General features: G+C 53.0%; 21 protein-coding genes. 12 read left to right on the top strand and 9 right to left on the bottom strand.

Annotation, left to right across the window (positions count from 1 at the left end; translation table 11 throughout):
• Positions 1-5: 5 nt before the first annotated feature.
• Complete coding sequence (locus tag NH461_RS24345) at positions 6-2,381, bottom strand: Lon protease family protein (protein ID WP_261603538.1); 2,376 nt, start codon at positions 2,379-2,381, stop codon at positions 6-8.
• A gap of 335 nt (positions 2,382-2,716) precedes the next feature.
• On the opposite strand from NH461_RS24345, the gene NH461_RS24340 reads away from it, so the two are divergent.
• The gene (locus NH461_RS24340; protein WP_261603537.1) at positions 2,717-4,030 is read left to right on the top strand and encodes an anaerobic C4-dicarboxylate transporter family protein; all 1,314 of its coding nucleotides are present in this window, start codon (positions 2,717-2,719) and stop codon (positions 4,028-4,030) included.
• A gap of 88 nt (positions 4,031-4,118) precedes the next feature.
• Here NH461_RS24340 and NH461_RS24335 read toward each other — a convergent pair whose 3' ends face one another.
• The 6 genes from NH461_RS24335 to NH461_RS24310 form a co-directional block, all read right to left on the bottom strand.
• Positions 4,119-4,841: a hypothetical protein gene (locus NH461_RS24335; protein WP_261603536.1), complete on the bottom strand. Its 723-nt coding sequence runs from the start codon at positions 4,839-4,841 to the stop codon at positions 4,119-4,121.
• A 172-nt stretch (positions 4,842-5,013) separates the two neighbouring features.
• Positions 5,014-5,433 carry a GFA family protein gene (locus NH461_RS24330; protein ID WP_261603535.1) on the bottom strand — a complete coding sequence of 140 codons (420 nt, stop codon included), beginning with the start codon at positions 5,431-5,433 and terminating at the stop codon, positions 5,014-5,016.
• Positions 5,434-5,657: 224 nt separating this feature from the next.
• Complete coding sequence (locus NH461_RS24325; RefSeq protein ID WP_261603534.1) at positions 5,658-5,948, bottom strand: DUF3303 domain-containing protein; 291 nt, start codon at positions 5,946-5,948, stop codon at positions 5,658-5,660.
• A gap of 99 nt (positions 5,949-6,047) precedes the next feature.
• Positions 6,048-7,721 carry a GGDEF and EAL domain-containing protein gene (locus NH461_RS24320; protein ID WP_261603533.1) on the bottom strand — a complete coding sequence of 558 codons (1,674 nt, stop codon included), beginning with the start codon at positions 7,719-7,721 and terminating at the stop codon, positions 6,048-6,050.
• 382 nt (positions 7,722-8,103) lie between these two features.
• Positions 8,104-8,571, bottom strand: a complete 468-nt coding sequence (locus NH461_RS24315) for an arsenate reductase ArsC (RefSeq protein WP_261603532.1) — start codon at positions 8,569-8,571, stop codon at positions 8,104-8,106.
• Positions 8,572-8,698: 127 nt separating this feature from the next.
• Positions 8,699-9,862 (bottom strand): MBL fold metallo-hydrolase, encoded by a 1,164-nt coding sequence (locus NH461_RS24310; protein ID WP_261603531.1) that lies wholly within the window; start codon positions 9,860-9,862, stop codon positions 8,699-8,701.
• Between the two features lie 108 nt (positions 9,863-9,970).
• On the opposite strand from NH461_RS24310, the gene NH461_RS24305 reads away from it, so the two are divergent.
• The 10 genes from NH461_RS24305 to NH461_RS24260 all read left to right on the top strand — a co-directional run bounded on the left by NH461_RS24305 (position 9,971) and on the right by NH461_RS24260 (position 21,741).
• Complete coding sequence (locus NH461_RS24305) at positions 9,971-10,582, top strand: TetR/AcrR family transcriptional regulator (RefSeq protein ID WP_261603530.1); 612 nt, start codon at positions 9,971-9,973, stop codon at positions 10,580-10,582.
• A 509-nt stretch (positions 10,583-11,091) separates the two neighbouring features.
• Positions 11,092-11,694 (top strand): hypothetical protein, encoded by a 603-nt coding sequence (locus NH461_RS24300; protein ID WP_261603529.1) that lies wholly within the window; start codon positions 11,092-11,094, stop codon positions 11,692-11,694.
• Positions 11,695-11,774: 80 nt separating this feature from the next.
• Entirely contained in the window at positions 11,775-12,344 is a 570-nt protein-coding gene (locus tag NH461_RS24295; RefSeq protein ID WP_261603528.1) for a sigma-70 family RNA polymerase sigma factor, read from the top strand.
• Positions 12,337-13,029, top strand: a complete 693-nt coding sequence (locus NH461_RS24290) for a ChrR family anti-sigma-E factor (RefSeq protein ID WP_261603527.1) — start codon at positions 12,337-12,339, stop codon at positions 13,027-13,029. Before NH461_RS24295 ends, NH461_RS24290 begins: the two co-directional genes overlap by 8 nt.
• A 439-nt stretch (positions 13,030-13,468) precedes the next feature.
• On the top strand, positions 13,469-14,632 hold the full coding sequence (locus NH461_RS24285) for a glutathionylspermidine synthase family protein (protein ID WP_261603526.1): 1,164 nt from the start codon (positions 13,469-13,471) through the stop codon (positions 14,630-14,632).
• Positions 14,633-14,777: 145 nt separating this feature from the next.
• Entirely contained in the window at positions 14,778-15,683 is a 906-nt protein-coding gene (locus tag NH461_RS24280; protein ID WP_261603525.1) for a LysR family transcriptional regulator, read from the top strand.
• A 121-nt stretch (positions 15,684-15,804) separates the two neighbouring features.
• Complete coding sequence (locus NH461_RS24275; protein WP_261603524.1) at positions 15,805-17,031, top strand: DUF3179 domain-containing protein; 1,227 nt, start codon at positions 15,805-15,807, stop codon at positions 17,029-17,031.
• A gap of 170 nt (positions 17,032-17,201) precedes the next feature.
• Positions 17,202-18,677 carry a hypothetical protein gene (locus NH461_RS24270; protein WP_261603523.1) on the top strand — a complete coding sequence of 492 codons (1,476 nt, stop codon included), beginning with the start codon at positions 17,202-17,204 and terminating at the stop codon, positions 18,675-18,677.
• A 192-nt stretch (positions 18,678-18,869) separates the two neighbouring features.
• Positions 18,870-20,465, top strand: coding sequence for a hypothetical protein (locus NH461_RS24265; protein ID WP_261603522.1), 1,596 nt, complete (start codon positions 18,870-18,872; stop codon positions 20,463-20,465).
• 289 nt (positions 20,466-20,754) lie between these two features.
• The gene (locus NH461_RS24260) at positions 20,755-21,741 is read left to right on the top strand and encodes a DUF3187 family protein (RefSeq protein ID WP_261603521.1); all 987 of its coding nucleotides are present in this window, start codon (positions 20,755-20,757) and stop codon (positions 21,739-21,741) included.
• A gap of 61 nt (positions 21,742-21,802) precedes the next feature.
• Here NH461_RS24260 and NH461_RS24255 read toward each other — a convergent pair whose 3' ends face one another.
• Both NH461_RS24255 and NH461_RS24250 read right to left on the bottom strand, forming a co-directional pair.
• Positions 21,803-23,917 (bottom strand): YjbH domain-containing protein, encoded by a 2,115-nt coding sequence (locus tag NH461_RS24255; protein ID WP_261603520.1) that lies wholly within the window; start codon positions 23,915-23,917, stop codon positions 21,803-21,805.
• Between the two features lie 110 nt (positions 23,918-24,027).
• Positions 24,028-25,794: a hypothetical protein gene (locus tag NH461_RS24250; protein WP_261603519.1), complete on the bottom strand. Its 1,767-nt coding sequence runs from the start codon at positions 25,792-25,794 to the stop codon at positions 24,028-24,030.
• A gap of 345 nt (positions 25,795-26,139) precedes the next feature.
• Here NH461_RS24250 and NH461_RS24245 point away from each other — a divergent pair, with 345 nt between their 5' ends.
• Positions 26,140-26,595, top strand: coding sequence for a hotdog fold domain-containing protein (locus NH461_RS24245; RefSeq protein ID WP_261603518.1), 456 nt, complete (start codon positions 26,140-26,142; stop codon positions 26,593-26,595).
• Positions 26,596-26,614: the final 19 nt, after the last annotated feature.

Raw genomic sequence — 26,614 nt, 5'->3', positions numbered from 1 at the left:
TCTCGCTAGAGCCGCAGCGCATTCAGCTTGACCTGTGCCAGGCCGTACACGGAATCAAGCGGATAGCCGGTCTCTTCCGACCATACTCCGGCCGGTTTACCGGTCAGGATCTCGATTGCTTCCGACACATGGCTGATCGCCCAGATATGGAACTCGCCTTTTTCCACCGCTTCCACAATGTCTTTGCGCAGCATCAGATTATGGGCGTTGGATTGGGGAATGATCACCCCTTGCGTCGGCTGGCGGCCCTTAATCACGCAAACATCAAAGAAGCCTTCAATCTTCTCATTCACACCGCCAATCGGCTGCGCCTGACCAAACTGGTTCATCGAACCGGTGATCGCCACATCCTGACGCAGCGGCGTCTGGGAAAACGCCGACACAATGGCGCACAGCTCTGCCATCGACGCACTGTCGCCGTCTACGCCACCATATGACTGCTCGAACGTCAGGTGGGTTTTGAGCGGAATCGTCTTGGTCCGACCGAAGACTGATGCCAGATAAGCCGACAGGATCATCACCCCTTTGGAGTGGATCCGTCCGCCCAGTTTGACCTGGCGCTCGATATCAAACACTTCTCCCTCACCAAACGCCGTGCTGGCGGTGATCCGGTTTGGCGCGCCGAACTGGTAATCGGTGGTCGAGATCACCGACAACCCGTTGATCTGCCCGGTCACAGCCCCCTCGGTATCAATCAGCGTGGTGCCATTTTGAAACGTCTGCATCACCTGATCTTTAAGCCGGCTGACCCGCATCTCCTGGCTCAGCAACGCCTGCTCCACGTGGTTAGCGCGGATCATGGTCGCCTTGGACAATTTCGCGACATAGTTACTCTCGCGCAGCAAGTTGGCAATATCGGCCGAGTGCAGTGACAGCTTGTTCTGATCGCCCGCCTGACGGGAGCTGTAATCGATGATCCGGGCAATGGCCTTGCGATCACAGTGCAGCATCTCACTTTCATTGACGATGCTGGAGATAAACCGGGCATACTGCTCCTCTGAGGCGTCGGTCCGCGCCATTTCATCTTCAAAATCGGCGGTCACCCGAAACAGCTCGCTGAAATCCGGATCATACTGCTGCAACAGCTGATAGGTCTGATAATCCCCGAACAGAATAATTTTGACGTTGAGCGGGATATCTTCCGGCTCCAGCGAAATGGCGCCGGACAAGGTCACTTCTCGCTCCAGCGAATTCACATTGAGCTTGCGGGCCCGCAGCGCACGTTTCAAACCGTCCCAGACGTACGGGCGCTCCAGCACTTTGACCGCATCCATCAGCAGCACCCCGCCATTGGCGCGATGCAGGCTCCCGGCTCGGATCAGCGAGAAATCGGTAAACACCGTGCCTTTGTAGGTGGCATTTTCGACATAACCGAAAATCGAGTGGTAGCTGGGGCTGTCTTCCACCACAATCGGGAACTTGGAGTCCGGATCCTGGCTCACCAGTACATTGACCTGATAGCGGCGCGGCATTTTCTTATCCAGTGCCGCATAGGCCAGCGCCACCTGCTCTTCACTCTCTTCAAGGAAAATATCCAGGTTGTCCAGAATGTCTTTCTGCATCGCCGTCAGATAGGCTTTGACTTCCGGCAGCCCTTTATAGATTTTTTTCAACGGCTTGATGAAGTGCACGACGACATCCAGCGCCACCTCTTCGTTGAGCTTCTCAAATTTGTCAGAAAACTCTTCTTCCATCTCCGTCAGCTGGCGCACGATCCCCCGGAGCTTTTTCTCCAACTCATTGATCGTCTCATCAAACTGTTGCTGCTCTGCTTCCGACAACTTGGCAAAAGTTTCTTCCGTGTGCGGCTCTTCGCCGTTCATCGCCACCAGCTGGTATTCCCCTTGCGGGGTCAATGACAAGCTGACACTTTTCTCTTTCGCCTCGTTGGTCAGCGTGACCAGCGAACTTTCCTGCTTCTGGGTCAGCTGGTTTTTCAGCGTCTCAGAGCGGCTATAATACATTTCATTGTCAAAGGCCAACGGCAGTGCCTTGACCAGCCGCAGCATCAATTTTTCGATTTCTTTTTTGAACTGGTGACCGGTGCCCGGCGGAAGCTTGAGCACATTCGGGCTGCGGGTTTCTTCAAAGTTCGCCACATAGCACCAGTCATAGAGCGACACACTGCTGCCGTTCGGATCATGCCGGTTGAGGTAGCGCAGGATCATGGTCCGCTTCCCCAACCCATTGCGCCCGACGGCGTAAATGTTGTAGCCCTTCTCTTTAATCGACATGGCAAACTCCACCGCTTTTTGGGCCCGTTCCTGGCCGACAATTTCATCCAGCGGTGTTAAATGCTTGGTCGAGGTACAGTCCGCCGCCAGCTCGTTCAGGGCCGACGCACGATAAAGTTTGTCACTGCTCAGAGGTTTCACTGACATAAACATCCCTCTTTTATGACCTCAGATATCCTCAGTGTAGACAGCAATTGATTATATTTTAGTGACTTACCTTACGTTTAGCAGGCAAAATCATCCGCCATAGACACAATCGCTCATTTAATACACAAATCTGGTTTTGTAACCCCGGCAATTCCGGGGATTAACAGGCGCAACACAATACACAACCGACGTGTTACAAGGCGCCCCATTTGATAACAAATACCCTTTAAATTTATAAGGTTATGTCGTAGGAGTGTGATTAAGGTTCGGTTGTGTGGCCCGACAAACCGATATCATGATCCCCAGTATTAAACGCTGTCATCAAGGAGATTGGTGTGTTTATTGTTGAATTGTCCATTGTTCTGCTGTGTATCTTGATCGGGGCCCGCATCGGCGGGATTGGCCTCGGCGTCATGGGGGGGATCGGCCTGGCCGTTCTCAGCTTTATTTTTGGGATCGAGCCCACCAGCCCGCCGATCAATGTCATGCTGATGATCATGGCCGTGGTCGCGGCTGCCGCATCCATGCAGGCTGCCGGGGGCCTCGATTTATTAATCAAAATTGCAACCAGTATTCTGCGCCGTAATCCGAAATACATCACCTTTATTGCCCCGCTGGTCACTTATATCTTCACCATGATGGCCGGGACCGGTCACGTGGCTTACTCCGTACTACCGGTGATTGCCGAAGTCAGCCGCCGCAGCGGGATCCGTCCGGAGCGCCCGATGGGGATGGCCGTGATCGCCTCCCAGTTCGCGATTGTTGCCAGCCCGATCGCCGCCGCCGTGGTGGCACTGGTGGCTTTCCTGGAGCCGCAGGGCATCACCCTGGCTGATGTGCTGATGGTGACCATTCCCGGCACCAGCCTGGGTCTGACCGCCGCGTGCGTGATTGTCAACAAACTGGGCAAAGAGCTCAATGATGATCCGGAATTCCAGCGCCGCATGGCCGATCCGGCTTTCCGCGCCGAAATGGAGCAGGAGCAGGAAGTTGCGGAGCTTGAAGTCAAACCAGAAGCAAAAAAAGCCGTGTCTCTGTTCTTGCTCGGCGCAGTAACTGTTGTGATCATGGGGGCGTTTCCGTCGCTGCGGCCGCAGTTTGACGGCCATGCCATGGGGATGGCGCATACCATCGAGATCGTCATGCTCTCCGTTGCTGCCCTGATCATTTTGCTATGCAAGCCGGACGGCTATGCCATTACCCAAGGCTCAGTATTCCATGCCGGGATGCGGGCGATCGTTGCTATCTTCGGGATCGCCTGGCTGGGGGATACCTTCATCGGCGGCCATGACGAAATGGTGAAAGAAGCCGTTGCCGGTCTGGTCGAAGTCGCCCCGTGGACCTTCGCCTTTGCCCTGTTCGCGCTGTCAGTCATGGTCAACAGCCAAGGGGCGACCACCGCCGTACTGGTACCGGTAGCCATCACCCTCGGCCTGCCACCGGCCGTGATTATCGCCACCTTCGTGGCGGTGAACGGCTACTTCTTTATTCCGAACTACGGCCCGATCATTGCCTCGATTGACTTTGACCGCACCGGCACCACCCGGATCGGTAAGTACATCTTCAACCACAGCTTTATGATCCCCGGTCTGCTGAGTATGGTGTTCAGTATCCTGTTCGGCTTCCTGTTTGCCGGGATTGTGCTCTGAGTCCACCGCCAGCCCCGGCCACAACGACAAAGCCCTGCGTTCGCAGGGCTTTTAATTATCAGGGGGGGGTCAGTGGCGCTTGCCCGGCTCAGGCGCCAAGCCCGGCCAGGATCAACCGGACCTGCTCCACATTGGCTTCATAACGCTTGATTGCCCGAAGCACCTGGCAGCAGGCCAAAGACAGCTTGAAGCGACTGGCCTTGCGACTGTCGGCATAAATCGCCTGAGGAAAGTCCTCCGGGATCCCGAGCGGTTCAATAAAGCCCCCACCCGGCGTCTGGTAGTCACGGTGATATTTCAGGGACGGCCAGCTAATGATCTCCACCGCGGCCCTGGCAATCCCGCCCCGCCAGGTTTCCCGGGCCTCTTCCGGGGTCAGCGCCAGGTAACGCTCGGCATCTACTTCGGTATCAAGCCAGCTCTGCGCGGTCGCCAGATGGTGGCGATGATCATACTCTTCAATTAATCCCTCAATGGACGAACATTGGCCACCCAGGCTGACGTTAAGCCGGTACAGCTCCGACAACGACATCTGGTTCAGCGCCTTCAGCGCTTGTTGGTAGGCCCGCTGATGAAGTTCAGATTCCACATCTTCCCGCAATTTTTCCTCCCGGCGCCGCTTATCTTTCAGCTGCTGGATCCGGTGTTTCCCGTCATCCATCAACTGCTGGGCTTGTTGCAGGATCTCAATCTCGGCCGGAGAATAAAGCTCGTTCAAATCCGGCAAAATCACATCTTTAATGATATTGGCAGCCGTGGTCACTTTTGCTTGTTTTGTTGTCAGGGCCTGGCTATTCGCAAAATTGAGCATGATTTCATTCCTTTTGTATCAATCGGTGAATGCCAACAATGGAAAAGAAAACAGAGACACAGGGTGGGATGAAATAAGAGCGTTGTTCGAGTTGTACCGTTGAAAAACTTGAAGTATCCGACCTCATCACAAGCACAGGCAGATACCTCAAGTGTAGACAAGTTACCGAGACTTAAGGGGCGAACTTGGCGAAAACTTCAGCCTCGGTCATATTTTCCGTCAGGTTACTGAAGGCGTAATAGTCGGGTTTCTTATCAATGAAAATCTGATGGTTCATCACCAGCTTGTCCTGCTGATCCAACAAACCAGCCGACACTATGTACTGGTTGTTGTCTTTCAACCGGTAAAACAAATGGGTACCGCACGCACTGCAAAAGGCACGCTCCGCCCACTCAGATGACGAATACCGGCTGACAAAGGCTTCGCCGTCAATGCTCACCTGATCACCGGCTTCCACCGCCAGATAAGGGCCGCCGCCCCACTTGCGGCACATCCCGCAATGGCAGGCGCCGACATGCAAATCCGCTTGTTCAGCTTTCAGGGTTACTTTTCCGCACAGACAACGGCCTGACACCGCTTGGTGTTGTTCCATTTTTTTCTCCTTGTTCAGACGCCGGGATAGCTTCCCTTTCTACTCAAGCTGCCGGGAAATTACCGTGACCCGGTTTGGTTTTCGGCAATACGTACCAGAATAAAAAATGTGCCCACCCGCAGCAATCCTGCTGATGATGAACACATTTAGCAATCCAAGATGACAGTAAGATGTCCTCATCGGATTCAATCGATCGTCTGGCATTGAACCGGCTGGGAAACCCGTTAAGTCAGCAGTTGGCTTCCCAGCGCTTTCGCCTGGGCATCATCTACCACGACCTGAACCGAGATATCCATATCATTATTCCAGCGCAGGGCGTAAGCCATGATTTCCTCAATATTATCGGATTCACATACGGCAACCCCGGTGCCGCTGACCAGATCATGCCAGCGACCAATCATCTTGACGTGCTCCCCCATCATCTCCTGATCCTGCGCGTCAGTCAGTTGGGAAAAATGGGCGAGAATGGGATGCAGCTTGCCCTGATGCAGCTGCCAGGTTACAAGAAAGGTCATCGTCAGTACCCTCGTGGAAGGACTGAAAATAAGTATAGATGGTGCCCGGACAGGCGTGTGAGAGGAGCGCAGTTGCTCCCACCAGCTTGATGAAGATGCTTACCGCAACAGATCAGCTTGCGGGGCCGAATCCTGCATCGCTTGCATCAGGTGTGCAATTTCTTCCGCTGGCATGGCCTTGTGGTAATAATAACCCTGGGCATAATCACACCCCAGCTCATGCAGCAACGCCGCCTGCGCCGCCGTCTCGACCCCTTCAGCCAAAACTTTGACATTCAACACCTTGCTGAGCGCAATGATCTGATGCACAAATTCCCGGTCCAGCTCGGTCTTGCAGATATTCTCAATCAAGGTTCGATCGAGTTTCACCATGTCCAGTGAGCGGCAGAAGGTACGGATCAGCTTTAATGATGAGTATCCGGTGCCGAAGTCATCCACGGCGATACTCAGCCCCAACCGGCGCGCCTGGACGATATTCTCCCTGAGCTGTGACACATTATGGGCATTGGCGGTTTCGGTAATTTCCAGCTCAACCAGAGGGGTCGGGCACTGCGTCTGTTGCAGAATATGCTCAAGCCGCGCAATAAAGGTCGACATTTCCAGGGTCTTAAAGGAGATATTGATCGCCACTTTCGGCGCTGGCACCCGGGTTTCCTGCCACGCGACAATCTGCCGGCACACCTGTTGCACCACCCAGAGGTCGAACTCAAAATGCAGGCCAATCTCTTCCGCAATACCGACAAACACATCCGGCGCGATATGACCCAGTTCGGCATGATGCCAACGAGACAGAGCTTCCAATCCAATCAGCCGACCGCTGTTCAATGCATATTGAGGCTGGTAGTGAATTTGGATCTGATACTGTTCAATGGCCTGCGGAAATGCATCAATAATCAGTTTATGATAGACAATCCCGCTGCCAATTTGCTTCTCCGCAAAGACATAATTCGACTGGCTGACTTTCTTGGCATCTTGCAGCGCATCTTCCGCTGCAACTTCCATCGCATGGTAATCCGGGTAACAGATCCCCTCAGCACTAACGCCCAGGCTGAATGAGCGATGGATGGCCAGATCAGCGCTCAGCTGGATGGGCGCATCTCCCATCTGGCACAGTTTATTGCACAGCCGCAGCACCCGTTCGCTGAAGACCGAGGACGAGACACCGTTATGCTCCTCAATCAGGAGACCGAATTTGGCATTGGAATAACGCACCACCAACCCTTTTTCACCAATGAGGGTCTGGAGTTTCTGGCCGACCACCGTCAGGAACAGATCGCCGATATCAAAATCGTAGCGAAAGTTGATCGTCGAAAAGTTATCAACGCTCAGCACAATCAATGCCAGGTTGACCGGACGGCGGTTGGCCATTTCCAACACATGATTGGCGCGGCAGCGAATCGCCCAGCCGTTGCGCAGTCCGGTGATCGGGTCAAGGGATTTATTTTCCAGAATTTGAAAACAGAGCCGAAACCGGCCGGCATCGCGGGTCCCGGCGCAATGAATTCTGACCGGCAGCGGATAGTGGAAGTTGTCGGTCAACTGCGCACAGGCCAGCATCCCGTGGGGGGCGCGCCCGGCCTGAGCCAGAAACTGTTTCAGGGTCAGGGGCTGATGCTTTTCGCTCGACAGATGAGACAGGAAAGAGGCTACAGGCTTGCCGATAATGGCCTGCGGTTGATACCCAATTTGCTCCGTAAAGACGCCGTTACACGCCGTCACAATCCCTTGTTCTACCTCAAGCAGCGGTAGCAGCACATGCAATACATCTTCCATCGGTTGACTCATCGACTTGTTATTATAAGTTCATGTCTGACCCACAGTTCTTGGGCCAGGCCATTTAGGAAAGCAACATTCCCGTGACGATCGACCAAGATACAGGCTGAATCAGGAAGCGCCAACTATATTTTGAGTGAATACTTGATACCTGAACGTCCATAGTTATTCAGAACTATTCCTAAACGACTGTCTTTTCAGAAAGAATTTTTCGGATCATCGTGCCGAGGGGTTAACAGATCCCGCACAGCGCCCCCATTCAGACTGATGTTTTTTTCAGCAAAGGCCAGATGAAGTTTTTCCCGCGCTTCGAACAGACATGTGATGAACTTTGCGGAAAAGACGACAGAGCGGGCTTGGGCTAGGAAACAAAACCTGAACTTTACATCGCGTGCAGCTGCGCCAGCGCCGCCGAAATATCTTCCCGGCTCATCGCGGCGAAATCCAAACCGGCCAGCTTATCGATCCGTCGTTTCAGGGATGTGGATGCGACATAACATGCCTGGTCAAACTCAGCCTGGGTATTGGCTTCCAGGGGATTGTTCAACGCCCAGCTGACCCGGATCCCATCAGCCAACCAGTTCGGGCAGGGTTCGCCATGCGTCTCATCACACACCGAAATGACAATATCCGGATGAAACCCGGTGAGCTCTTCCCAGGACTTACTGCGAAAATCCGTCGGATCCAGCCCCATTGCTTTGAGGTAGGAACAGACATACGGATGGATGTCTCCCGACGGATCGCTGCCGGCGCTGGCGACTTGAAAACCTGCCGGCATAAATCGCCGGGCGATCGCTTCAGCCAAAATACTGCGGCACGTATTATGACGGCAAATAAACAGAATCTTCATCGGCTTCCCCTACTGATACTTCACTGATGAGTGTAGGAAGAAAGCCCGCCCGGAATGATGACAGTTTTCTTGCAAGCCGTTCCAAGTATCGTCAGGCGAAGTCAGACAAGCCGGGCAGAAAGGCGTTTTAATATTCCACTTGTGCCAATTGTGAAAAATCCAGCCACTCGTTGTCATCCTGCCACCAGTAGGTGGTCTGCACCGGTTGACCGAGATCCAGCGACTGACCCACCATCGGCGTGACCAGCACATCGCCGGACGTTTCCACCTCGGCGATTAAATCCGTCACCGGCTCATCCCAACGATGCAGAAACAATTCGTATGTCGACCAGTGGACCGGCATCAGCTTTTCAGCACGGACATCCCGGTGGGCTTGCAAAGTATGGCTCGCCTGCATATGGCCCCAGCCTTCCACCGGATAGCCTTTACCATTTTTGACATTGGCGGCCACTTCGATGAAGGACAAATCAAACGGCCCCAACCGCTCACCGATTTCCTTAAAGTGCTCGCCATAAGCGGAATCGCCACTGTAGAACACGCTCCCGGCATTGCCCTGGATCGCCCAGGACGACCACAGCGTGGTATTGTGGTCAAACAGACCACGGCCGGAGTTATGATTGGCCGGTGCGGCAGTAAACGTCACCCCGTTCAGTTGCTCACTTTCCCACCAGTCAAATTCATGAATATTGCCGGGCTTCACCCCCCACTTTTCCAGGTGGCGGCCAACCCCCAGCGGCACATAAAACGCCACATTTCGGGCCGCATAGTAACGGACCGTACTCTCTTCCAGATGATCATAATGATCATGGGAAATCAGGATCACATCAGGACGAGGCAAGTCTTCCCGGCTGACCGGCGCCGGAACATTTCGATCAAACCAGGACGAGAACAGGCTAGGCGAGGCGTATTCAAACACCGGATCAATGAGGATCCGGGACTGATCCAGTTCGACAAACAAGGAAGAGTGTCCCAGCCAGGTCACCCGCAAGGACTGGCTCCGCTGCGCCAGCAGCTCAGTGTCAACCGACTCAAACTCCAGGGGAGCATCCGGCTTGAACTGATTGCGCTGGGTGAAAAAACGCCACATGGTTTTCAGCATTCCTTCTTTGGCTTCAACTCGCGGTAGTCGGGAGATCACCTTACCGTCCACAAACTGGGGAGAGCTGGCAATCCGCGCCTGTCGAACATCTTCACTCTGCACATAGTCGCCATTAACTTGCTCACTGCAACCCGCGCCTAAACCCAGCGCAACAATCACTGCTGTTACAGATGCCTTGAGTGATGTCTTCATTTTTCGGCTAGCCCCAAAAGTAAACGGTGGTGTATACTTATAATCATAACGATAATCCGACCAAAGTAAACACGGTCGTTTACTTTTTTATTCATCATTGGTATTGAAATGGTTAAATTAGCTGAAATTAAACAAGAAAATATTCTTTGTGCAGCCGTTGAAATCTTCCAAGCCAAAGGACTGGAACAAGCCAGTATGGAAGCCATTTCGAAACAAGCCGAGGTCTCCAAGCGGACGTTGTACAAGTACTATCCCACCAAGGAAGCGCTGTTCAGTGCAATCGTCGAGCGTCTGTTTGCCAATGTCATCAGCATTCACCAAATCGCCTTCGACGCGACGCAATCGGTGGCAGACCAGCTGACCGACGTTGCCCGGCAGGAAGTCGATCTGGTCTCCAGTGAGTGTTTTATCTCACTGGCCCGCGTGGTGTGTTCTGAATCCATCCGCTCACAAAAATACGCCTCGCTCATCTTGCAGGATGTTCAGCAACTGGAAAACTGTAAGGGGCTGGAGAAATGGATCCGGGGCGGGATTGAAGCCGGAAAGCTCAATGTCGATTGCCCGCACATTGCTTCAGAGCAGTTCCTGTCTTCACTCAAGTGCATTACCTTCTACCCGCAACTCTTTGCCCACCAGCCGCCTGCCAGTGAGGCCGAAAGAGAAATCGCAATCAAGATGGCCGTGAAACAGTTTGTGAATACTTACGAGAAAACAAACTAAGTCAGGCGCTTGGTTGGCGGCAGGAAGCGCTGCACGGTCCGGCGACATCGAAACACGGCTCTTCATGGCAGTATCTTTTTGCCGCCGCGGGTGATCCGGAAACAACGCCACGCCGTATCCAATCATGCACCTGAAGTCGATTTGCCTTGCACTGTTTACACCTGAAAGCCTGCCCGACAAGGCCATCCGCTTTGTCGTCGGTACCCTCTTTATGGCCCCTCCGAAGTTGGAGGTTAGGGAGTCTCAGCCAACACTCCCTTTTTTTTATTTCCGGATGCCGAACTATAAGGTATGCATATCGATCAATCTGGCCATAGCATCGCTGCTCTCCTCAGCCCTTCCCGACATTCGACCGGTGATTGCGCGCCGCCACGTCAACACGATCCGTGCACGATCCGCGTTTCGCAATACCAGCAATCAATACATAAACCAAAGATGCAAACTTGTAGTCATCGAACTGCCCTTTCACTGCGTATAAAAGATGAGTCCGCATTAAGGAGAACATCGGATTGCCTGCCTATTCTACCCAACACACCTTACCCTACCTGGCAACCACGGAGCATTTGTTGCCCGGCCGCGAATGGCAATTAGCTGGTAACGGCATTGTGTTTACCGAACGCCTGCGGGCTGCGACCCGGGCCGGCGGATTGTGGCTGGTCATGCAAGAGAGCAATGGCAAGGTTGCCGATCAACCGGGCCAGCTGGTTACCCATGCCGCAATCAGCCAGATTGACTGGCTGAGCGGTCCGCAGATCAGGGTTCAGCTCCGGCTGACGCAATGGGGCGTGATCCACTCCTCTTCCCGACATGCGGGCAGCCTGTACTTGTCCGCCACCGTTCGGCCACTCTGGGCCGCTCATTTATCTTTGCCGGACACCCACCTGCTGCGGCAACGATTCACCCAATGGCAACAGGCGTACGCCTTGCCTGAACTGTCGGCCACAGCCCATCCCGCCAGTGCCGCCTGGTTGTGCTGGCGCTGGCTGGAGCTGCTGCCGCTAACAGTCGCAACTAAGCAACGCTTGCTGCATCACCCTTCTCCGGCGGTCTGTCTGCGTTATCTGGAGAAAATCATGCGTCAGGGTGATCTTTGCAGCAACCTGTTGCGTTAACTGGGTATGGATCCCAAGCTTGCAGTAGAATAATGATTAGATTCGATCAAACCACGTCCGCAAATAAGGCCAAGGAGCCCATGCAAGACGAAGCAGTACCAGCCACAGAGGTTGCTGATCTGTTATTCCAGATCGCGCATTTTCGGTGCAAGCAGAGCTATGAAACCCTCTTTAGGCTGATGGCCCCCAAGCTGCTGAATTTTTCCCGCAAGCAACTCAGAGATGAGAGCCTGGCGATGGAGGTCGTCCAGGAAACCATGCTGAAACTCTGGCTCAAAGCCCACCTGTATGATGAGTCCAAAGGTGCGGCAGTCACCTGGATTTACTCTATCGCCCGGAATGTAAAGTTCGACCTGCTGAGAAAAATGAAACACCAAAATGACTGGGTGCAAGGGGATGACCTCTGGCCAGTCCTTGCCCAAGAACAAGACGCAACCCGCTTGCCTCACGAATTTCACGCGATTGTCAGTCAGGAATTAGAAGACTTAGTAAACACACTCCCGCCGGCCCAGGCCGAAGTGGTTCGGCTGGTTTGCCTGCAAGGTACCTCACACCAGGAGGTGGCCGATGCGCTGGGCGTGCCTCTGGGAACCATCAAAAGCCGGCTGCGACTGGCGCTGCAAAAAATGAAGGAGGCTCTGGATGACTGACATTCGTTTCCACCCAAACACCGACATCCTAGCCTGTTACGCGAACGGAACGCTGGACCCGGCAACCAGTATTCTGATCAATGCACATCTGGAGCTATGTCCGCATTGTCGGCAACACGTGGCTCAGTTAGAAGATCGCGAAGCGCAATCGCTGGCCCGGATGCCTGTCGAACCCATGACTGACGCACTATCGACTATGATGCAGCACATTCTGACTCAAACGGACCACGACGCCACACCGACCGCCGCTCACCGCGAGCCGGTCTCGACGTCCAGCCCGACGCTGACCGTTAACGGCAAGGTGTTCCCGCTGCCCCAGGCATTCAAAGCGCATGCCGATCAAATCGGTCCCTGGACCCGGCTGCCGGGCCATCTGAAACGGGCGCATGTAGCCACGGGTGGCGAGAGTCAAATGAACTTTATCTACATGGATTGTGACAGTGCTTTGCCGCAGCACACCCATCAGGGGCAGGAAATCACCCTGGTTCTGGCGGGCGAGTTTGTCGATGAGAACAACACCTATCTGCCGGGTGATTTTATTGTCAGAACGCCGGCACATACCCATACACCAAAAACCCGGCCGGGGATGGATTGCCTGTGCCTGACCTTGCTGGATGCGCCACTGCACTTTACTTCCGGCCTGGCGACACTGCTGAACCCGTTCAGCCAGCTCTTTTTCCGCTAAGTTGCTCGTACATGCTGCTCTGTTAATCCATACCACCCAGCCAGCACCAGACCAACCGTCAGGGCTGGCTGCCTTCCACCTCCGCCCTGTTTCAACGTCATCATTTCCATTATCTGCATCAGAATCGCACGGAATTAGATTCTTTACTCTAACTCAGCCCCCTATACTGGCAGGGCATTCCTTCGGGATGTTCGTACCGTGTGTTTCACATTGCTAGCGTCCGCAACTCATTGGTACATCTGGCCCCTTCCTCCATCACTCAGTAGCCAGGCATTGAAGGGGCCTTTTTCTCACAGCCTTCCCCCCACAGCGCCGCGCCAAAGCCCGCTTGTTGTGATCCCTCCCACTTCTGGCATATGATGCTTCGTCCCGGAGATGACTTGCAGGTACACTAACTGCCTGTCATCAAACAGTTTTCAGAGAACATCAGGATCCCCCCATGCTTCGAATCGAGAGCCGCGAACGTCCGCACTGGCGAGAGCAAGCCAAAGAGTTTGGTTTCGGGTTTCATACCATGTACGGCGAGCCATACTGGGACGAAACCGCCTATTACCAGTTCACGCTGGCGCAGATCGAACGTGATTTGGAAGATCCGACCGAAGAGTTGCATCAGATGTGTCTGGAAGTTGTCGAGACCGTGGTGGCAGATGACTACTGGCTGCACAAATTCCAGATCCCGGAAACTATGTGGCAGCCGGTGCTCGATTCCTGGAAAAGCCGCGAACCTTCCCTCTATTCCCGACTAGATTTTGCTTATGACGGGAACGGCCCGGCCAAACTCTATGAAAACAATGCCGATACCCCGACCAGCCTCTATGAGACCGGATTTTGGCAGTGGTTGTGGCTGGAAGATATGGTCAACAGCGGTGCCATCCGCCGGGATGCCGACCAATTCAACCTGTTACAGGAACTGATGATGGCCCGGTTCCAGGCGCTCGCCCGCCAGCAGCCCGGGCAGACACTGCATTTTGCCTGCTGCAAAGACACCGAGGAAGATCGCGGCACCGTACAATACATGGAAGATTGCGCCCGAGAAGCCGGGCTCTCCACCGCTTTTGTGTATGTGGAAGATATCGGCCTGAACGGCAAACACGAATTTACCGATCTGCGTGATCGCCCCATTCGCTGGATGTTCAAGCTTTACCCGTGGGAATTCATGTTCCGGGAAGAATACGCCAACTCGCTGACCCGGGCCAAAGTCAACTGGCTGGAGCCGATGTGGAAATCAATCCTCAGCAACAAGGCGCTGCTCCCATTGCTCTGGCACCAGTTCAAAGGCCACCCGAACCTACTTCCGGCCTATTTCCCCGATGATCGCGGCTTAAGTGAACTGAGGGATTATGTGATCAAACCCATTTTCTCCCGAGAAGGGGCCAATATCAGCATTGTTGAACGGGGACGCCAAACCCTGCGGGTCGAAGGCCCGTACGGGGATGAAGGCATGATTTATCAGGCCTATCACCCGCTGCCGAAATTTAACGGCAGCTACACCCTGATTGGCAGCTGGCTGATCAATGATCAGGCCGGTGGGATATCGATTCGGGAAGACAGCTCGCGCGTGACCCAGGATTTATCCCGGTATCTGCCACATATTATTCTGTAGCGCCTATTCCTGCTGCAACCGCAGGAGAGCTACACCCGAATACAGAGCTGGATGCGGGCAGAACCCATTCACCGTCGGCAGCACCCCATTCACCGCCGGAAGCGCGAATGATAGACGACCGCTTTCGGCCCTTAGGATAATAACAATGAATCTGGATGATATGGCGTTGTTCGTACAGGTAGTACAACAAGGCAGCTTTACCAAAGCCGCTGAGTTCTGCGAACTGCCCAAATCAACCGTCAGCCGCCGGATCCGAAATCTGGAAGAAAGCCTCAAAACCCGGCTGCTGGAGCGGACCACCCGCAGTCTGATCCTGACCGAAGTCGGCGAAGGGTTTTATCATAAAGCAACACAGATCCTGGATGATGTGGCGGCCACGGAAAAAGATATTGCACATCGCCAGGGCGATTATACCGGGAAGCTCACCCTGTACGCGCCGGACTGTATTCTTGAGTTGTGTACTGACCATATCGCCGAATTTTGTCAGCAATATCCCGACATTTCCCTGGTGATTCATTCCAACAGCCAGCCATTATCAGCCATGGCCGACCGGCGTTTTGACCTTCGGATCGACTTCGGTAGCCAGCCGGACTCTTCCTTCATTGCGATCCCGTTAGCCACCGTTCACTATGACTATTTTGCCAGTCCGGGCTACCTGGATACCCAGGGGATCCCGCAAACACCGGCAGAGCTGGCGCAGCATCACACCCTGATCATGCACCAGTTCTCTTCCCAGCAACTCTCCTGGGATCACCCCAACGTCGAACTCCCTGCGATGCCGAAATGTACCGCGGATTCTCCTTATGTGTTGCGGGCACTCACAGCCGCAGGGCAAGGCGTGGGCTGCCTGCCACTGTTCATGGCGGTCGACCCGGTCAACAAGCAACAACTGGTTCGCTTATTTGACGGCCAGTATTGCTTTCCGCTCAGCATCTACGGGATATACCACTCGCGTCGCTTTGTGCCCAGCAAAGTCCGCGTGCTGATCAAAGATATCCAGCAATTTCTGCAGCAAAAAATCAGCACCATTGAGGCCCAGTTCTCCAAGTAATCACGAGATCATGGATTGTTCCACTCAATGGTACAATCCATCTCACAGTCAGACATTTATCCGCTGTATTCCCCACTTTAGACTCCTCATTAACCACTCTGTTTATCAATGAGAGTCTGCTATGAAAAACATTTTCGACATCCACGCTAAAAAGATATTTTGGTTGTCCATGCTCATCGCCCAGGTGCTGGGTTTCTTACTCTTCAAAGATCTGGCTGACGTCAGCCAATGGGTTGTCCAGTCTCCCCGCGAAACAACCCTGTGGGTCTGGTACAACCGCTGGGCGATTGCGTTGGGTGCATTGGTCACGATAGCGATTGCCGGTTATCTCAAATACAGGCGACGGGATATAGTCGGCAACAAAGCCTTTATCACGCTGGGTCTGTTCTTCTGTTTCACGTTTTACAGCGGCATGATCAACCCACATATCATGATGCGGGCGCGTATGGATGACGGCGTCTTTGTGTCCATTGAAGCTGCAAAAAAATATGTCAAACCCTACGAGAGTGTCATCGTGCTGGAGATCAATGGACAAGCCCGCGCGCACTCAGACAAGCAACTGCTTCGCCCCCATGTTGCGGGAAATGGTGAGCTGGGTGGTGAACATGTCGTCATGACTTACTGCGGCCTGACCAACCTCGGGGTGGCGTACACACCGGAAATCAACGGGCAAGCGCTGGATTTAGCACCGATGAGCCAGTTGGAAAACAACTTGATCATGTTTGATAAAAACAGTGGTGAGCCGATCCAGCAGCTTTGGGGCCAAACCGAATCAGACTATCACGCAGGTTCAGCAGCCCGGATGCGTGAATGGCCAACTTTCCGTATGCCTTTTGAAAAATTTGCCGAAGCTTTTCCGGATGGCGAAGTTTATGTGAATGACTATCTGGTCGAAGATATGCGTCCGACGTTCTGGGACAACCCATTCCTGGCGATTTACGATCCAGTCATGGAGCTCATCTTTAAACTGGCGGTGGCCCACCAGGCGACAAACGAAGAGCCGACCTTCCCGACGTTGGATCACATTGATACGCGTTTGCCGAGTAAAACGCTCGTTCACGGCTTAAACATCGGCAATGACTATGTGGCTTATACCGAGGAATTTGTCAAAGCGCAGGCACAACCGATTAACACCACCATCGGTGGCAAAGCGGTGGTGATCAACTACGACAAGGCATTGAAGAGTTTAGGTGTTTTCTACAACACCACAGGTCAGCACATTACTAAGATCGACTTTTACGGCCAAACCCAACACGGCAAGCTGCCTCGGGTTGAAACCGTCAAAGCCGGTGCCTTCTGGGTGATCTGGGCGAACTTCTTCCCGGAAACAGAGATCAACCGCGTCTAACCGCCCTTTAATCACACAGTGACCGCAATGGTCACTGTGTTTTATCCCGCTTTTCTAACAGCTTCACCACGAAACGACTTGGCAGCGATAAATCCCTGCGGTGACTCCCTATCACCGAATCCGCTTTCATCTGCTTAACTTATCTTAGCGCTTTACCAAAAGGGATGATTATGCGCCTGCTGGCTCTGCTCTTTCTTGCCTTACTCACCGCCTGTGCCGTATTACCGGAGCCAATCCCGGAGACTGTTCCGGCGCAACAGCAGATCTACACCCAGTCCCAAACGGCATGCCTTACGCTACTGACCGACTTTAAGCGAACCGTGCAACAACAAGGGGTACAGGATGCGCAACTGGTCTGGGACCCCAGATTTCCGCACCTGGCTTTTAACCGCTTCAGCCTATCCTGGCTCCCCGATTTGACCACCCGTGCGCAACAGCAACAATGGCTGACCTATGTCGCACACCAAGCTGCTCTGCAACGGCAAGTCGAATATCAAAACCTGCCGAACAAACGCGGATATGAGGCGGAAAAACTGGCGCAATGTGCCACACAACTCGCGAGTCGAAGTCTCTATAATCCGGCCTTCTGGTCCGCCCTGACGGTGAACCCGCCCGAGTTCCCTTCCGGTTACTCTGACTGGCAGCGATTCTGGGGTGTCTATCCGATCAGCAGATATCTTGCCCGGCCATCGATGAACAAAGAAAAGCGGCGGCTCATCAGCCAGTTTATCCAGCCCAACGAGGACGATTTGATTCGTTATACAACCACGGATAAACCGGCCCTGACCCAACCGACGATTCACGCCTGGTTTCAACAAGCCAGGCAACAATCCGCATTGGGCTGGCCGCAACTCACCCAGTCACAGCAGCAACAACTACTGGCCTACTATATGCCCGTTTTTCAGGTAGCATCCCGCTCTCGGGATGATATTCCCGGCCGGGCTGAGTACCTCTCGCCGGATCAACCGGCCATCAATTTGACTCAACCCGTCGTTTACACGCATCTCAGCTTGACCCGCTTCTACGGCAAGACGTTGGTGCAGCTCAACTACAGCCTGTGGTTTGCCAACCGCACCGCACGGTCATCGTTTGATCCCTATGCCGGTCCGTTTGATGGCGTCCTGATCCGCCTGACGTTAAATCCCGACGGCACCCCTTACATGCTCGACAGTATTCATCATTGCGGGTGCTACCACATGGTCTTTGCCCTTTCGCCGCAGCTCAGGTTTTCCGCGCCGGATCATCAGAATGAATGGCCCATCACCATGTCTGTTTATATCGGGCAGCGCACCAATCAGCTTGGCGTGACGTTGACCCACGGCGAACACATGCTCAAAGATGTCCGGTGGCTCCAAACCATGCCCCATGTCCGTCCGCTGACAATGCTACCCTACCACCGACTGCGCAGCCTGCCGACAACAGAGAGCGCCCGGCAAAGCCTGTTTAACCCACAAGGCATGCTGCCGGCCAGTGTTCGAACCGAGCGCTTCTATCTCTGGCCGCTGGGTGTGAAATCCCCCGGCACACAGCGTCAGATCGGCCATCATGCCACGGCATTCATCGGCCAGCGCCACTTCGACGAGCCGTTTTTGTTCGAAAGCCTTTTTGAACCACCCTGGCCCCCTCAAGTCCTGCGAAAGGATTAATCAGGTGCTTGCGAGCGTCTCAACAACCAGAAACGCGACTCACCCGGCTGTCTATACTCTCTAGATTCTATCGGCTAAACAACGTGTTAAAGCCATTAACCCTACCCATAGAGGGGTGGGTATTGATTCTGGTGTATGGCAACGGCTGCCAAATGATACCCGGGCGGTACCTGCAAATGTTGAGTTACAACGATGAAACAGATCCCAATACTCTTGTTCGCTTTATCACTGCTCCATAGCATTTCATCCATAGCAAGCAGCCCTGACATCACATACCCGCCGGTGAACCACACATCGATCCTGCCGATCACCGCTGATCGAGGGGCAATCCGCTTTGAACAAGTGACGTTTGATCTCGAAATCGGCACGATCACGAATAGTGACTGGGGACAATTCAAAGTAAAGCCTGAGCGCCTGCTGGATCGCAAGGGAAAGCCCTTAGGCGCAGGTTTTATCAATGTATTTCTGTATCCGGACTCTGGCACAGGGGCGGCAACACCAACCTGGTCCGTTGATAATTTATTGATTGTCAGCCCCACGGCTGACATGACAACCACTCGCACCCCGACACAGCACAAATACGAACCCCGTGCCGGAACCGATCACGATAACAATCGCTCCAGCGAAAATGAGCGTTATACGCCAGTGCCGCCGACACCGCCCGCCAGTCGGCAAGCTGAGCGCACGATCTATTTTGATTTACGTCCGGGAGAAGATGGGGAAGGGAGCGTTCAGCAGATCCGGGCAACGATTTTGTTCTCATCGCAACCGTTACCCACCATCACGGATATCGCACAATTTGCGGCGCAGTTTCCATCTCATGTTTACCCGGTCCGAACGACCATCGTCAACGCCGAAGGCGCCGGACATGTTGATGGCCGGACGAGCCCGGTTTCGTCCACCATTCCCGACACCCTGTCTCTTGGCAGGCCGCCACAACCTGTCACGCCGGCACCTTCCCTGCCCGATGATCTCGACTTTCCCATTCAAGTTATCCAGGCCGATCAACCCAACCTGGACGCGGGGCAGAACCAGTGTATTCCCATTGCCCACGCCAATGCCCTGCAATATCTGGAAGACAGATATGACAATCTGCCGCTTGCCTGGCGCGTGCCACAACTCCATATTCGCGGCATCGGTAAGATCGGCTCCGCCGGGGACGTCTTGATCTGGGAGCCGGAACCACCCAACAGCCTGGTGGCAAACATCGACAGCTATGGCCGCCGGGATGATGTCCATGATCTTGACACCGGCGGATACACCACCTTTTGCGGGTTAATCCGGGGAGTATTCGGTTACCTGGCCGATCCCGTATCCGGCTCTCTGGACGCCACTGAGTTTCGTCATCAGGGCAGCAGCAGTTTAGTTCTGGGCGATAATGCCGACTGCGATAATGGCACCGTGACAATGGGTGGGCTCACTTCGCAGCGGGAAGGTCTGTTCCCTACCTGGGAATGGATTTTTGATGAGCTGGCGCAAGGTCGTGCCGTCACCATTCTATTTAGTTGGTATGACATCGACGGTGACTGGAAAGGCGGTCACAGCGTACGGGTATATGGTGCAGCCCGGTTGAACAACAAGCACTACATCCTGACACTCGATGATGCCTCACAAGGCGATAATTTCAGTAACCTGGCCACACCGCGAACCCAGCAATGGCAAGTTGAGGATACCGGGCAACCCGGACTTGCCGGGATCCCCGACGGACGACTGAACATGAACGGGATGAGTTGGGAGATCGACTTTGCGCTTTCTTACCAGGCCAAGCCCACTCTGATCATTCCATAGCCTCAGCACCGTCAAGGCAGAAAACGGGAGCCCAAGCTCCCGCTTGTTTCTTTGAGCTTCAGCGCGCCCATGCACTCAGACTTAAGATTGAGTTGCAAAACCAAGCAACCGAACCCACAGCACTTTCACTACACTGAGAGCAAGACGTGCGACGCGCCATCCGAATCAGGCTCTTATTTTAAGTGACTTCGTGTTTGATTCAGACAGCGGTCAGGCAACATCCATTATAAAGGGCCCCTCACAGAACGCTTGATGACTGACCCAAACTAATAATGTAAACGGCAAAGTGATGAATAAAAGCAGTATCACACTCTATTCGCTCTCCGGACTGGCTGCAGTTGGCTTCCCGGCGACAGCACTGGCAGCGCCCGTGTCCCCCTACGCTGACTATGGTCCCTTGAAAACTTACGCCCAGTCACCCATCCAATCCAATAGCCTGACCCCGCTCATGCGTCATGGTTTTAGCTATACCCCCGGTACAGTCGAGCTGTATACCACTGCCACCATAGCCAGCGTGTGGGCACATACTGAAGAGTACAATGCGGATTACTATCAAAACGCGTTGTCTATCGGTAGTCAGTGGCAAATCAATGAGAAGTGGCTTGTAGCGCTGGATTACACCTGGCGCTTTACGGCCAACAACCACCTGGATAATGTTACCACTGCATTTCATGATTTCTTCGGCATTGGGCAAAATGGCCGGGACGAGGTGGATGATCATTCGTTTGATCTGTCTGTACCGGAATATGGCATTGAGATCCACGACTTTAACCGTGAAACCTTGGGCAATGCCTTCACCCTATATACCAGTTACCAGCTTCTGGAAACAGAACGACACGGCCTGTCGATAGGGGGCTCTATCTACTATAACTATGTGCCCAGCGGCCCCTTTGAGACCAGCAACTTTGAGCAGGCCGTCCAGCTCAATTACGGCTACCGTCGAGACAAACACGCTTTCTACGCCATGCTTGGCCTTTCTTACCGCAACAATGACAACGTGCTGGTCGATATTCCCTACAATACCGTCGCTTTGGCGGCAGGGGTCGGATACCAGTATCAGCTGACACCCAAACATCGCTTACTGGCGGAATACCACATCTATGAAGGGACCACCGATGCGGCTTCGGATCTGTCACAACCCTCCAATGAAATTTTGCTGGGTTACCGCTACCACTTCCGGCACAGCGCGATCGAGTTCTCGGCAGTAGAGAACATTTTTAACATGGACAACAGTACCGATATCGCCTTTACCCTGGGCTATCGTTATCGGTTTTAACACCTTTCACGCAACAAAAAGCGGGGCCGAAGCCCCGCTCTGTGATGGTACAGTGCTCGCATTAATCGGCTTTGCCGAGCGCGTAGAGCGTATACGCTTGCTTCATCCGCTGCTGCTGCGAGCGAATATAGACAGGCGAGAGGCGATCCCGGTTGAAATACCGTCGCTCGACACTATGTTGCAACTCCGGCTCCCAAATCGCTCCCGGGGTGATCCGGTTATCATTTCCGGAAATCTTGGTGTAGTAACCCCAGCGCCATTCATCGATCCCGGTCACCTGGACATACTTCGGCTTCATCTCCTGACGTGGCGTGATCGGGATCTTGAAGTACATGCCCGCATAGTCTTCACCTGCGGTATGGGCTTCAATGATCACCTGAACATCCCCAAACCAATGATTCGATTTCACTGCTGTGCCGGTATCCCCGCGCCAGTACTCACCATTTTGCACCTCAAGCAACCAGTCCCATTCCGGTAAGTAGTACCGATAAGACAACAGACGTGGCTCCGCTTCAACCTCGGTATCTTCCTGTTCGTAATAGCCCATTTTGAAAGAAAGTTTGTGTCGGCCACTGGCTGACTGCCAGCGAGATTCGTTCATCCCACCGATATAGTCGCCGTACATCCGGCCATAGCTAAACTGGGTAAACAGGCCCAGCGGCAATCCGAACGCCTGATGAACCAGAACCCGGTCGACTTCATTTTCATGTTCGTTGATCGGGTGCCAGGACACTTGCTCGACATCATCACTCGCCGTTAACGGCAACAAATGACGGACATCCAGGCTCGCGCCCGGCCATAAATCCCAGACCAGGTTAGTCCCCAAGGCCAGTGAATAATCAAACACGCCAAATTCCGTTCCCAGGGTTGATCGCAGGTTCGGTGAGAAATTGATGTTTGGGATCCAGGCTGAATTGGCTTGCGCCGGTTTCTTCCACGGAACGGCGTAGTAATCATAGGTAGATACCGTCGAGATATTCATCCCACTGACACTCGGCGCATCGCCCTGAAAATAGTCACGCACCCGCTGAGACTGTGCTCTAATCTTGGTCACCGGAATGCCGTTGTTCAACAGGTATAAGTCGAAACTACCGGACCAGGCTTCACTGATCATCCCCATCGCGACCCCAATCCCATCCACTTCATTGCGTCGATAGCGATTATTTTCCAGTGCAACGCTCAGGTGTTCGCCCTGAGTAGCCACTTTCAGATGCTGAAAGCCATGTTTAGCCAACCGTGACATGACCACATCAGCAGAATCCGCCAATACCTCTGCACCGACTTGCGGGGCAACAAGCTCCGGTGCCTGCGGCAAACCTTTCGGCGTCTGCGACGAGACCACTGATTCCGTTTCTGCCGCTAAGCCGGCATCTTCATGCGCCTGCCAGACAGATTTGGTCCGCGGGACAATGTTTTTCTGTGAAGGCGAGAGCGATAAAGGCACTAACAACTGAACTCCCGCATACGCATTATCGCGATTTGCAGTTTCGCTGTCCGAGTAAAACTGCCAGATTGCACTCAGACGCGAGCGCCACGGCAACCAGCCATCCAGCGTTGATAGCCGAACGCCGGCATTGATCCCGGTGCCGTCGTAATCGGTGACCAACTGCATCCAGTCAAACGTCTGCCACTCCAGGCTACCGAAGCCACCATCCAGGTATGCCGCGCCCATTTGGTTCGTCGCGCTTCCCCGGCCATAGCCGACACTGAGCCGTAAGCTCTTCCAATCATAGCCGGCCACCAGGTACTGATTATCGTGATGGCTGGCGATGCCCCCTAAATCCTGGGCACCAATCGCAATCGAAAACGGTGAATCCGGAAACCATGCCGCACTGGAGAGTTTGGCCGAAAATGAGAGATCACTACTCGCGCTGCCCCAACCAACGTCCCCATTAAATCGCTTGTAGGTATCCTGCGAAACAAACTCAAACCCGGGGAAAATCCCCAATCCCAGCATTACCGTGTTATGGGCGCCATTTGAATAACCACGACTGGTATCAATGTTGTCTTCAAAGTTCCACCCCAACGAGATGTCACCAAAAGCCAGGGTTTGCGCGTTCGGGGTACGCAGCGCACCGGTAAACCCGGTCTGAGAAAAGTGAGGGACAATTGTCGAATTGGCTTGCCCGCTCAACGGTAGGAGCGTTAATACACCCGCGCCAACCCAACGAAACATCCTTTGCTTCGCATTTTGTTCATTCATTAAACTGCTCACTACAACGTTGTTCTATCTATACGAATCCGAAAAAAAGCAGGCTCTCGCCTGCCTTTCAGGATGAAATGTGATTATGCACCACTCCCGCCACTGGCACCCGTTGTCCCGGTCGTCCCCGTCGTCGTGGTGCCACATTTATCGATTGGAAACGTGAGGGTTACATCCGAATTATCCGAGATTATAATGTTTTTGGTGTCCACTTGAGAACCATATTTCTCGGTATATATGCGGCCTGACAACAAATAGTCGCCTTCTTCCAACCGCATCGTTCCAGGCGTAACAGCTGTTGGTGTTACGGCCCCGTAGTAACCGTGATAGTTTTTACCATAAACATAAACAACACCAGGTTGTGCTTTGGTTTCCCCAGTGTCGTTACACTTACTTTGTAATGAGACATTCAAGGTTTTCGTGCTTGGCGATTCTATTTCAATGGTGGCGCCATCCAGATCACAGAAATTACCTTCATAAGTCTTATCTGCTGTCAAGGTTAAGGCAGCCCCATTTTTACTGATCGATTTGATTAGACCTGCTGTATAGTCACTCCGCGATACAACCTTAAGCTCACCCTGACTGCCATCCGGGATGTTATAAAAGGTATGTGTATCCATACCCGAAATGTAGATACTTCTGTTCCAGCCCCCACCATTACGGGTAAAGATCACCCTTGGGTTATAATCATTCCCATTGGCTTCTTTAAAGGTGATATTCGCTCGACAGCGACGGCCATAATAATCCAAGTTGTAGTACGACAGGTGCTTGATATTTTGTGTCACTTTGAAAGTCCCATCAGGATTGACGTCCTCGATTTTGGCTACCCCCTCAGACTTCCACTGACCCGTTTTTTCGTTGTAAGACCATAATGGGATTGTGCCACCTTTTGTGATCGGATTTCCTTCTAAGTCAAGCGTTTCTTTAGCAACATTGAAGGTTAACGGCACCGGTCGGTCAAAGTTCGATACGATATCTCCCTTGTCATTTTGGATCTGAATCGCCGTAAAACCTGCGGAAACGAAGGTAATCTCATCATATTCATCATTTGGGTTACCATCTTCACCTAAGACTGTGCTAGGTGACAACCCGCCAGGAAATGCATCCAGAACGGACTCATTGGCAATTGCACCTTCTGGCTCATTCGAGAAATACACAATATTGGCGGTAATATTGCCTTCGACGGGATTCCCTTGATCATCTGTCATTCGCGTATTCGCCGGAACCGTCAAATCAACGATAGATTTCCCCACTGTTGCTTTATTTGGCGCATTGTCGGCGGCAACGTCGGTGACTAACTCCAGTGCTTCCTGAAGCACACCGTTTGGCGCTTTTGCAGTCGCTTGTTTAGCCGTTACACCCGCTGTGGTGTTTGCATCCGGCGCTAATGGGGTAAAGATAATCTCATAACTGGCGCCTTCCTTACCCGTTACAGCCTGCTTCTGTGCCGGAATCAAAATACTCATTCCTGTCGCAAAATAGCCCGGTGACGTCGCATGAAGGTCTAAACTGAAATCTTCCACAGCAGCATTATCACCCCGGCTGATCATCACCGTTCCCGATCCAGGTGTTAAATCATAAGAGCCATCAGCATTCTTCGTTGCTCCCAGAACAAACAAATAATCTTTCTCACTCCCAGCCAGCGTAAAGTTAATTTGTTGATTTGTTAAAATTCCACTATCAATTCCCTGAAAAATAAGCGTGACCGGATTCACAATTGCTTTTGCCTCAGGTGGAGCAACTGGGGTCGTCTTGTTGATACCATCAGAGTCAGAACACCCGGCCAGTACGCCACTCGCCAACATGACGGCCAGCGCAAGCTTTTGATACGAAAATTTTGAGGGGCCCATAATTCATCCTTTGAATAAAAGTTACAATCGTCATCGTGAAAAAATATGTATAGTAAGGTATACATGTCGGTTTACAAAAACATTACAAAACCAGATGCATATTCATTCCACTTTTGCGAGATGATTCACTTTACCTGTGTCAGTTTTTCTCATTTATGGGACATCTCATCCGAGCCCACCGCTCAGCATCTTCATCAACATGATCATCTCGTTCCCCTCTCCATCCAGTCCCCATCATCTTCCGTTGATCCGAGCAACTGCTTTGCCGGCTGATTCATCTATGGTAGAACTGTCTGGTCATACCAGACAACCTCATCCAACAACTTATCGCAACAGGGAATGCAAATGCGTAAGAATCTTAAAACCTATCAACGATTAACCAAGCTACCATTCGGCCGACAGCTATTTAGCTGGATTGTCTGCCGAGTCGCCCCCTATTTTTCATCAATCAAACCTCAAATCCATGAATTAAGGCCGGGTTTTGCCGAAGTGACCATGAAAAAACGTCGCCGGGTAACGAACCACCTCAACACGGTGCATGCCATCGCGATGTGTAATATGGCCGAATTAGCGGCAGGCATGATGACTGATGTTTCCGTTCCGGTGAAAAGTCGCTGGATCCCCGTCGGTATGACAGTTGCGTATTTAAACAAAGCAACCACTGACTTGTCGGCGACGGCAAATGGACATGAGATTAACTGGGAGACGACAGGAGAAAAGAAGGTGCCGGTTGAAGTCAGAGATACAAAGGGTACCTTGGTCTTTCAAGCCGAAATTACAATGAATGTTCGTTTAAGCTAAGTCTAAAAACAATACCGCC

Origin of the sequence: Photobacterium sp. TY1-4, from assembly GCF_025398175.1 — a bacterium.
Taxonomy (GTDB): domain Bacteria; phylum Pseudomonadota; class Gammaproteobacteria; order Enterobacterales; family Vibrionaceae; genus Photobacterium.
The sequence above is the reverse complement of the archived record's forward strand: the minus strand, read 5'-3'. Positions and strand labels throughout refer to the sequence as shown.

Excerpts from the sequence above, each read along its gene's own strand:
- NH461_RS24275 (WP_261603524.1), top strand. The coding sequence starts at position 15,805 with ATGAAAAACATTTTCGACATCCACGCTAAAAAGATATTTTGGTTGTCC.
- NH461_RS24310 (WP_261603531.1), bottom strand. The coding sequence starts at position 9,862 with ATGAAGACATCACTCAAGGCATCTGTAACAGCAGTGATTGTTGCGCTG.
- NH461_RS24330 (WP_261603535.1), bottom strand. The coding sequence starts at position 5,433 with ATGGAACAACACCAAGCGGTGTCAGGCCGTTGTCTGTGCGGAAAAGTA.
- NH461_RS24325 (WP_261603534.1), bottom strand. The coding sequence starts at position 5,948 with ATGACCTTTCTTGTAACCTGGCAGCTGCATCAGGGCAAGCTGCATCCC.
- NH461_RS24280 (WP_261603525.1), top strand. The coding sequence starts at position 14,778 with ATGAATCTGGATGATATGGCGTTGTTCGTACAGGTAGTACAACAAGGC.
- NH461_RS24270 (WP_261603523.1), top strand. The coding sequence starts at position 17,202 with ATGCGCCTGCTGGCTCTGCTCTTTCTTGCCTTACTCACCGCCTGTGCC.
- NH461_RS24285 (WP_261603526.1), top strand. The coding sequence starts at position 13,469 with ATGCTTCGAATCGAGAGCCGCGAACGTCCGCACTGGCGAGAGCAAGCC.
- NH461_RS24315 (WP_261603532.1), bottom strand. The coding sequence starts at position 8,571 with ATGAAGATTCTGTTTATTTGCCGTCATAATACGTGCCGCAGTATTTTG.
- NH461_RS24335 (WP_261603536.1), bottom strand. The coding sequence starts at position 4,841 with ATGCTCAATTTTGCGAATAGCCAGGCCCTGACAACAAAACAAGCAAAA.
- NH461_RS24255 (WP_261603520.1), bottom strand. The coding sequence starts at position 23,917 with ATGTTTCGTTGGGTTGGCGCGGGTGTATTAACGCTCCTACCGTTGAGC.
- NH461_RS24305 (WP_261603530.1), top strand. The coding sequence starts at position 9,971 with ATGGTTAAATTAGCTGAAATTAAACAAGAAAATATTCTTTGTGCAGCC.
- NH461_RS24290 (WP_261603527.1), top strand. The coding sequence starts at position 12,337 with ATGACTGACATTCGTTTCCACCCAAACACCGACATCCTAGCCTGTTAC.
- NH461_RS24295 (WP_261603528.1), top strand. The coding sequence starts at position 11,775 with ATGCAAGACGAAGCAGTACCAGCCACAGAGGTTGCTGATCTGTTATTC.
- NH461_RS24320 (WP_261603533.1), bottom strand. The coding sequence starts at position 7,721 with ATGGAAGATGTATTGCATGTGCTGCTACCGCTGCTTGAGGTAGAACAA.
- NH461_RS24250 (WP_261603519.1), bottom strand. The coding sequence starts at position 25,794 with ATGGGCCCCTCAAAATTTTCGTATCAAAAGCTTGCGCTGGCCGTCATG.
- NH461_RS24345 (WP_261603538.1), bottom strand. The coding sequence starts at position 2,381 with ATGTCAGTGAAACCTCTGAGCAGTGACAAACTTTATCGTGCGTCGGCC.
- NH461_RS24260 (WP_261603521.1), top strand. The coding sequence starts at position 20,755 with ATGAATAAAAGCAGTATCACACTCTATTCGCTCTCCGGACTGGCTGCA.
- NH461_RS24265 (WP_261603522.1), top strand. The coding sequence starts at position 18,870 with ATGAAACAGATCCCAATACTCTTGTTCGCTTTATCACTGCTCCATAGC.
- NH461_RS24245 (WP_261603518.1), top strand. The coding sequence starts at position 26,140 with ATGCGTAAGAATCTTAAAACCTATCAACGATTAACCAAGCTACCATTC.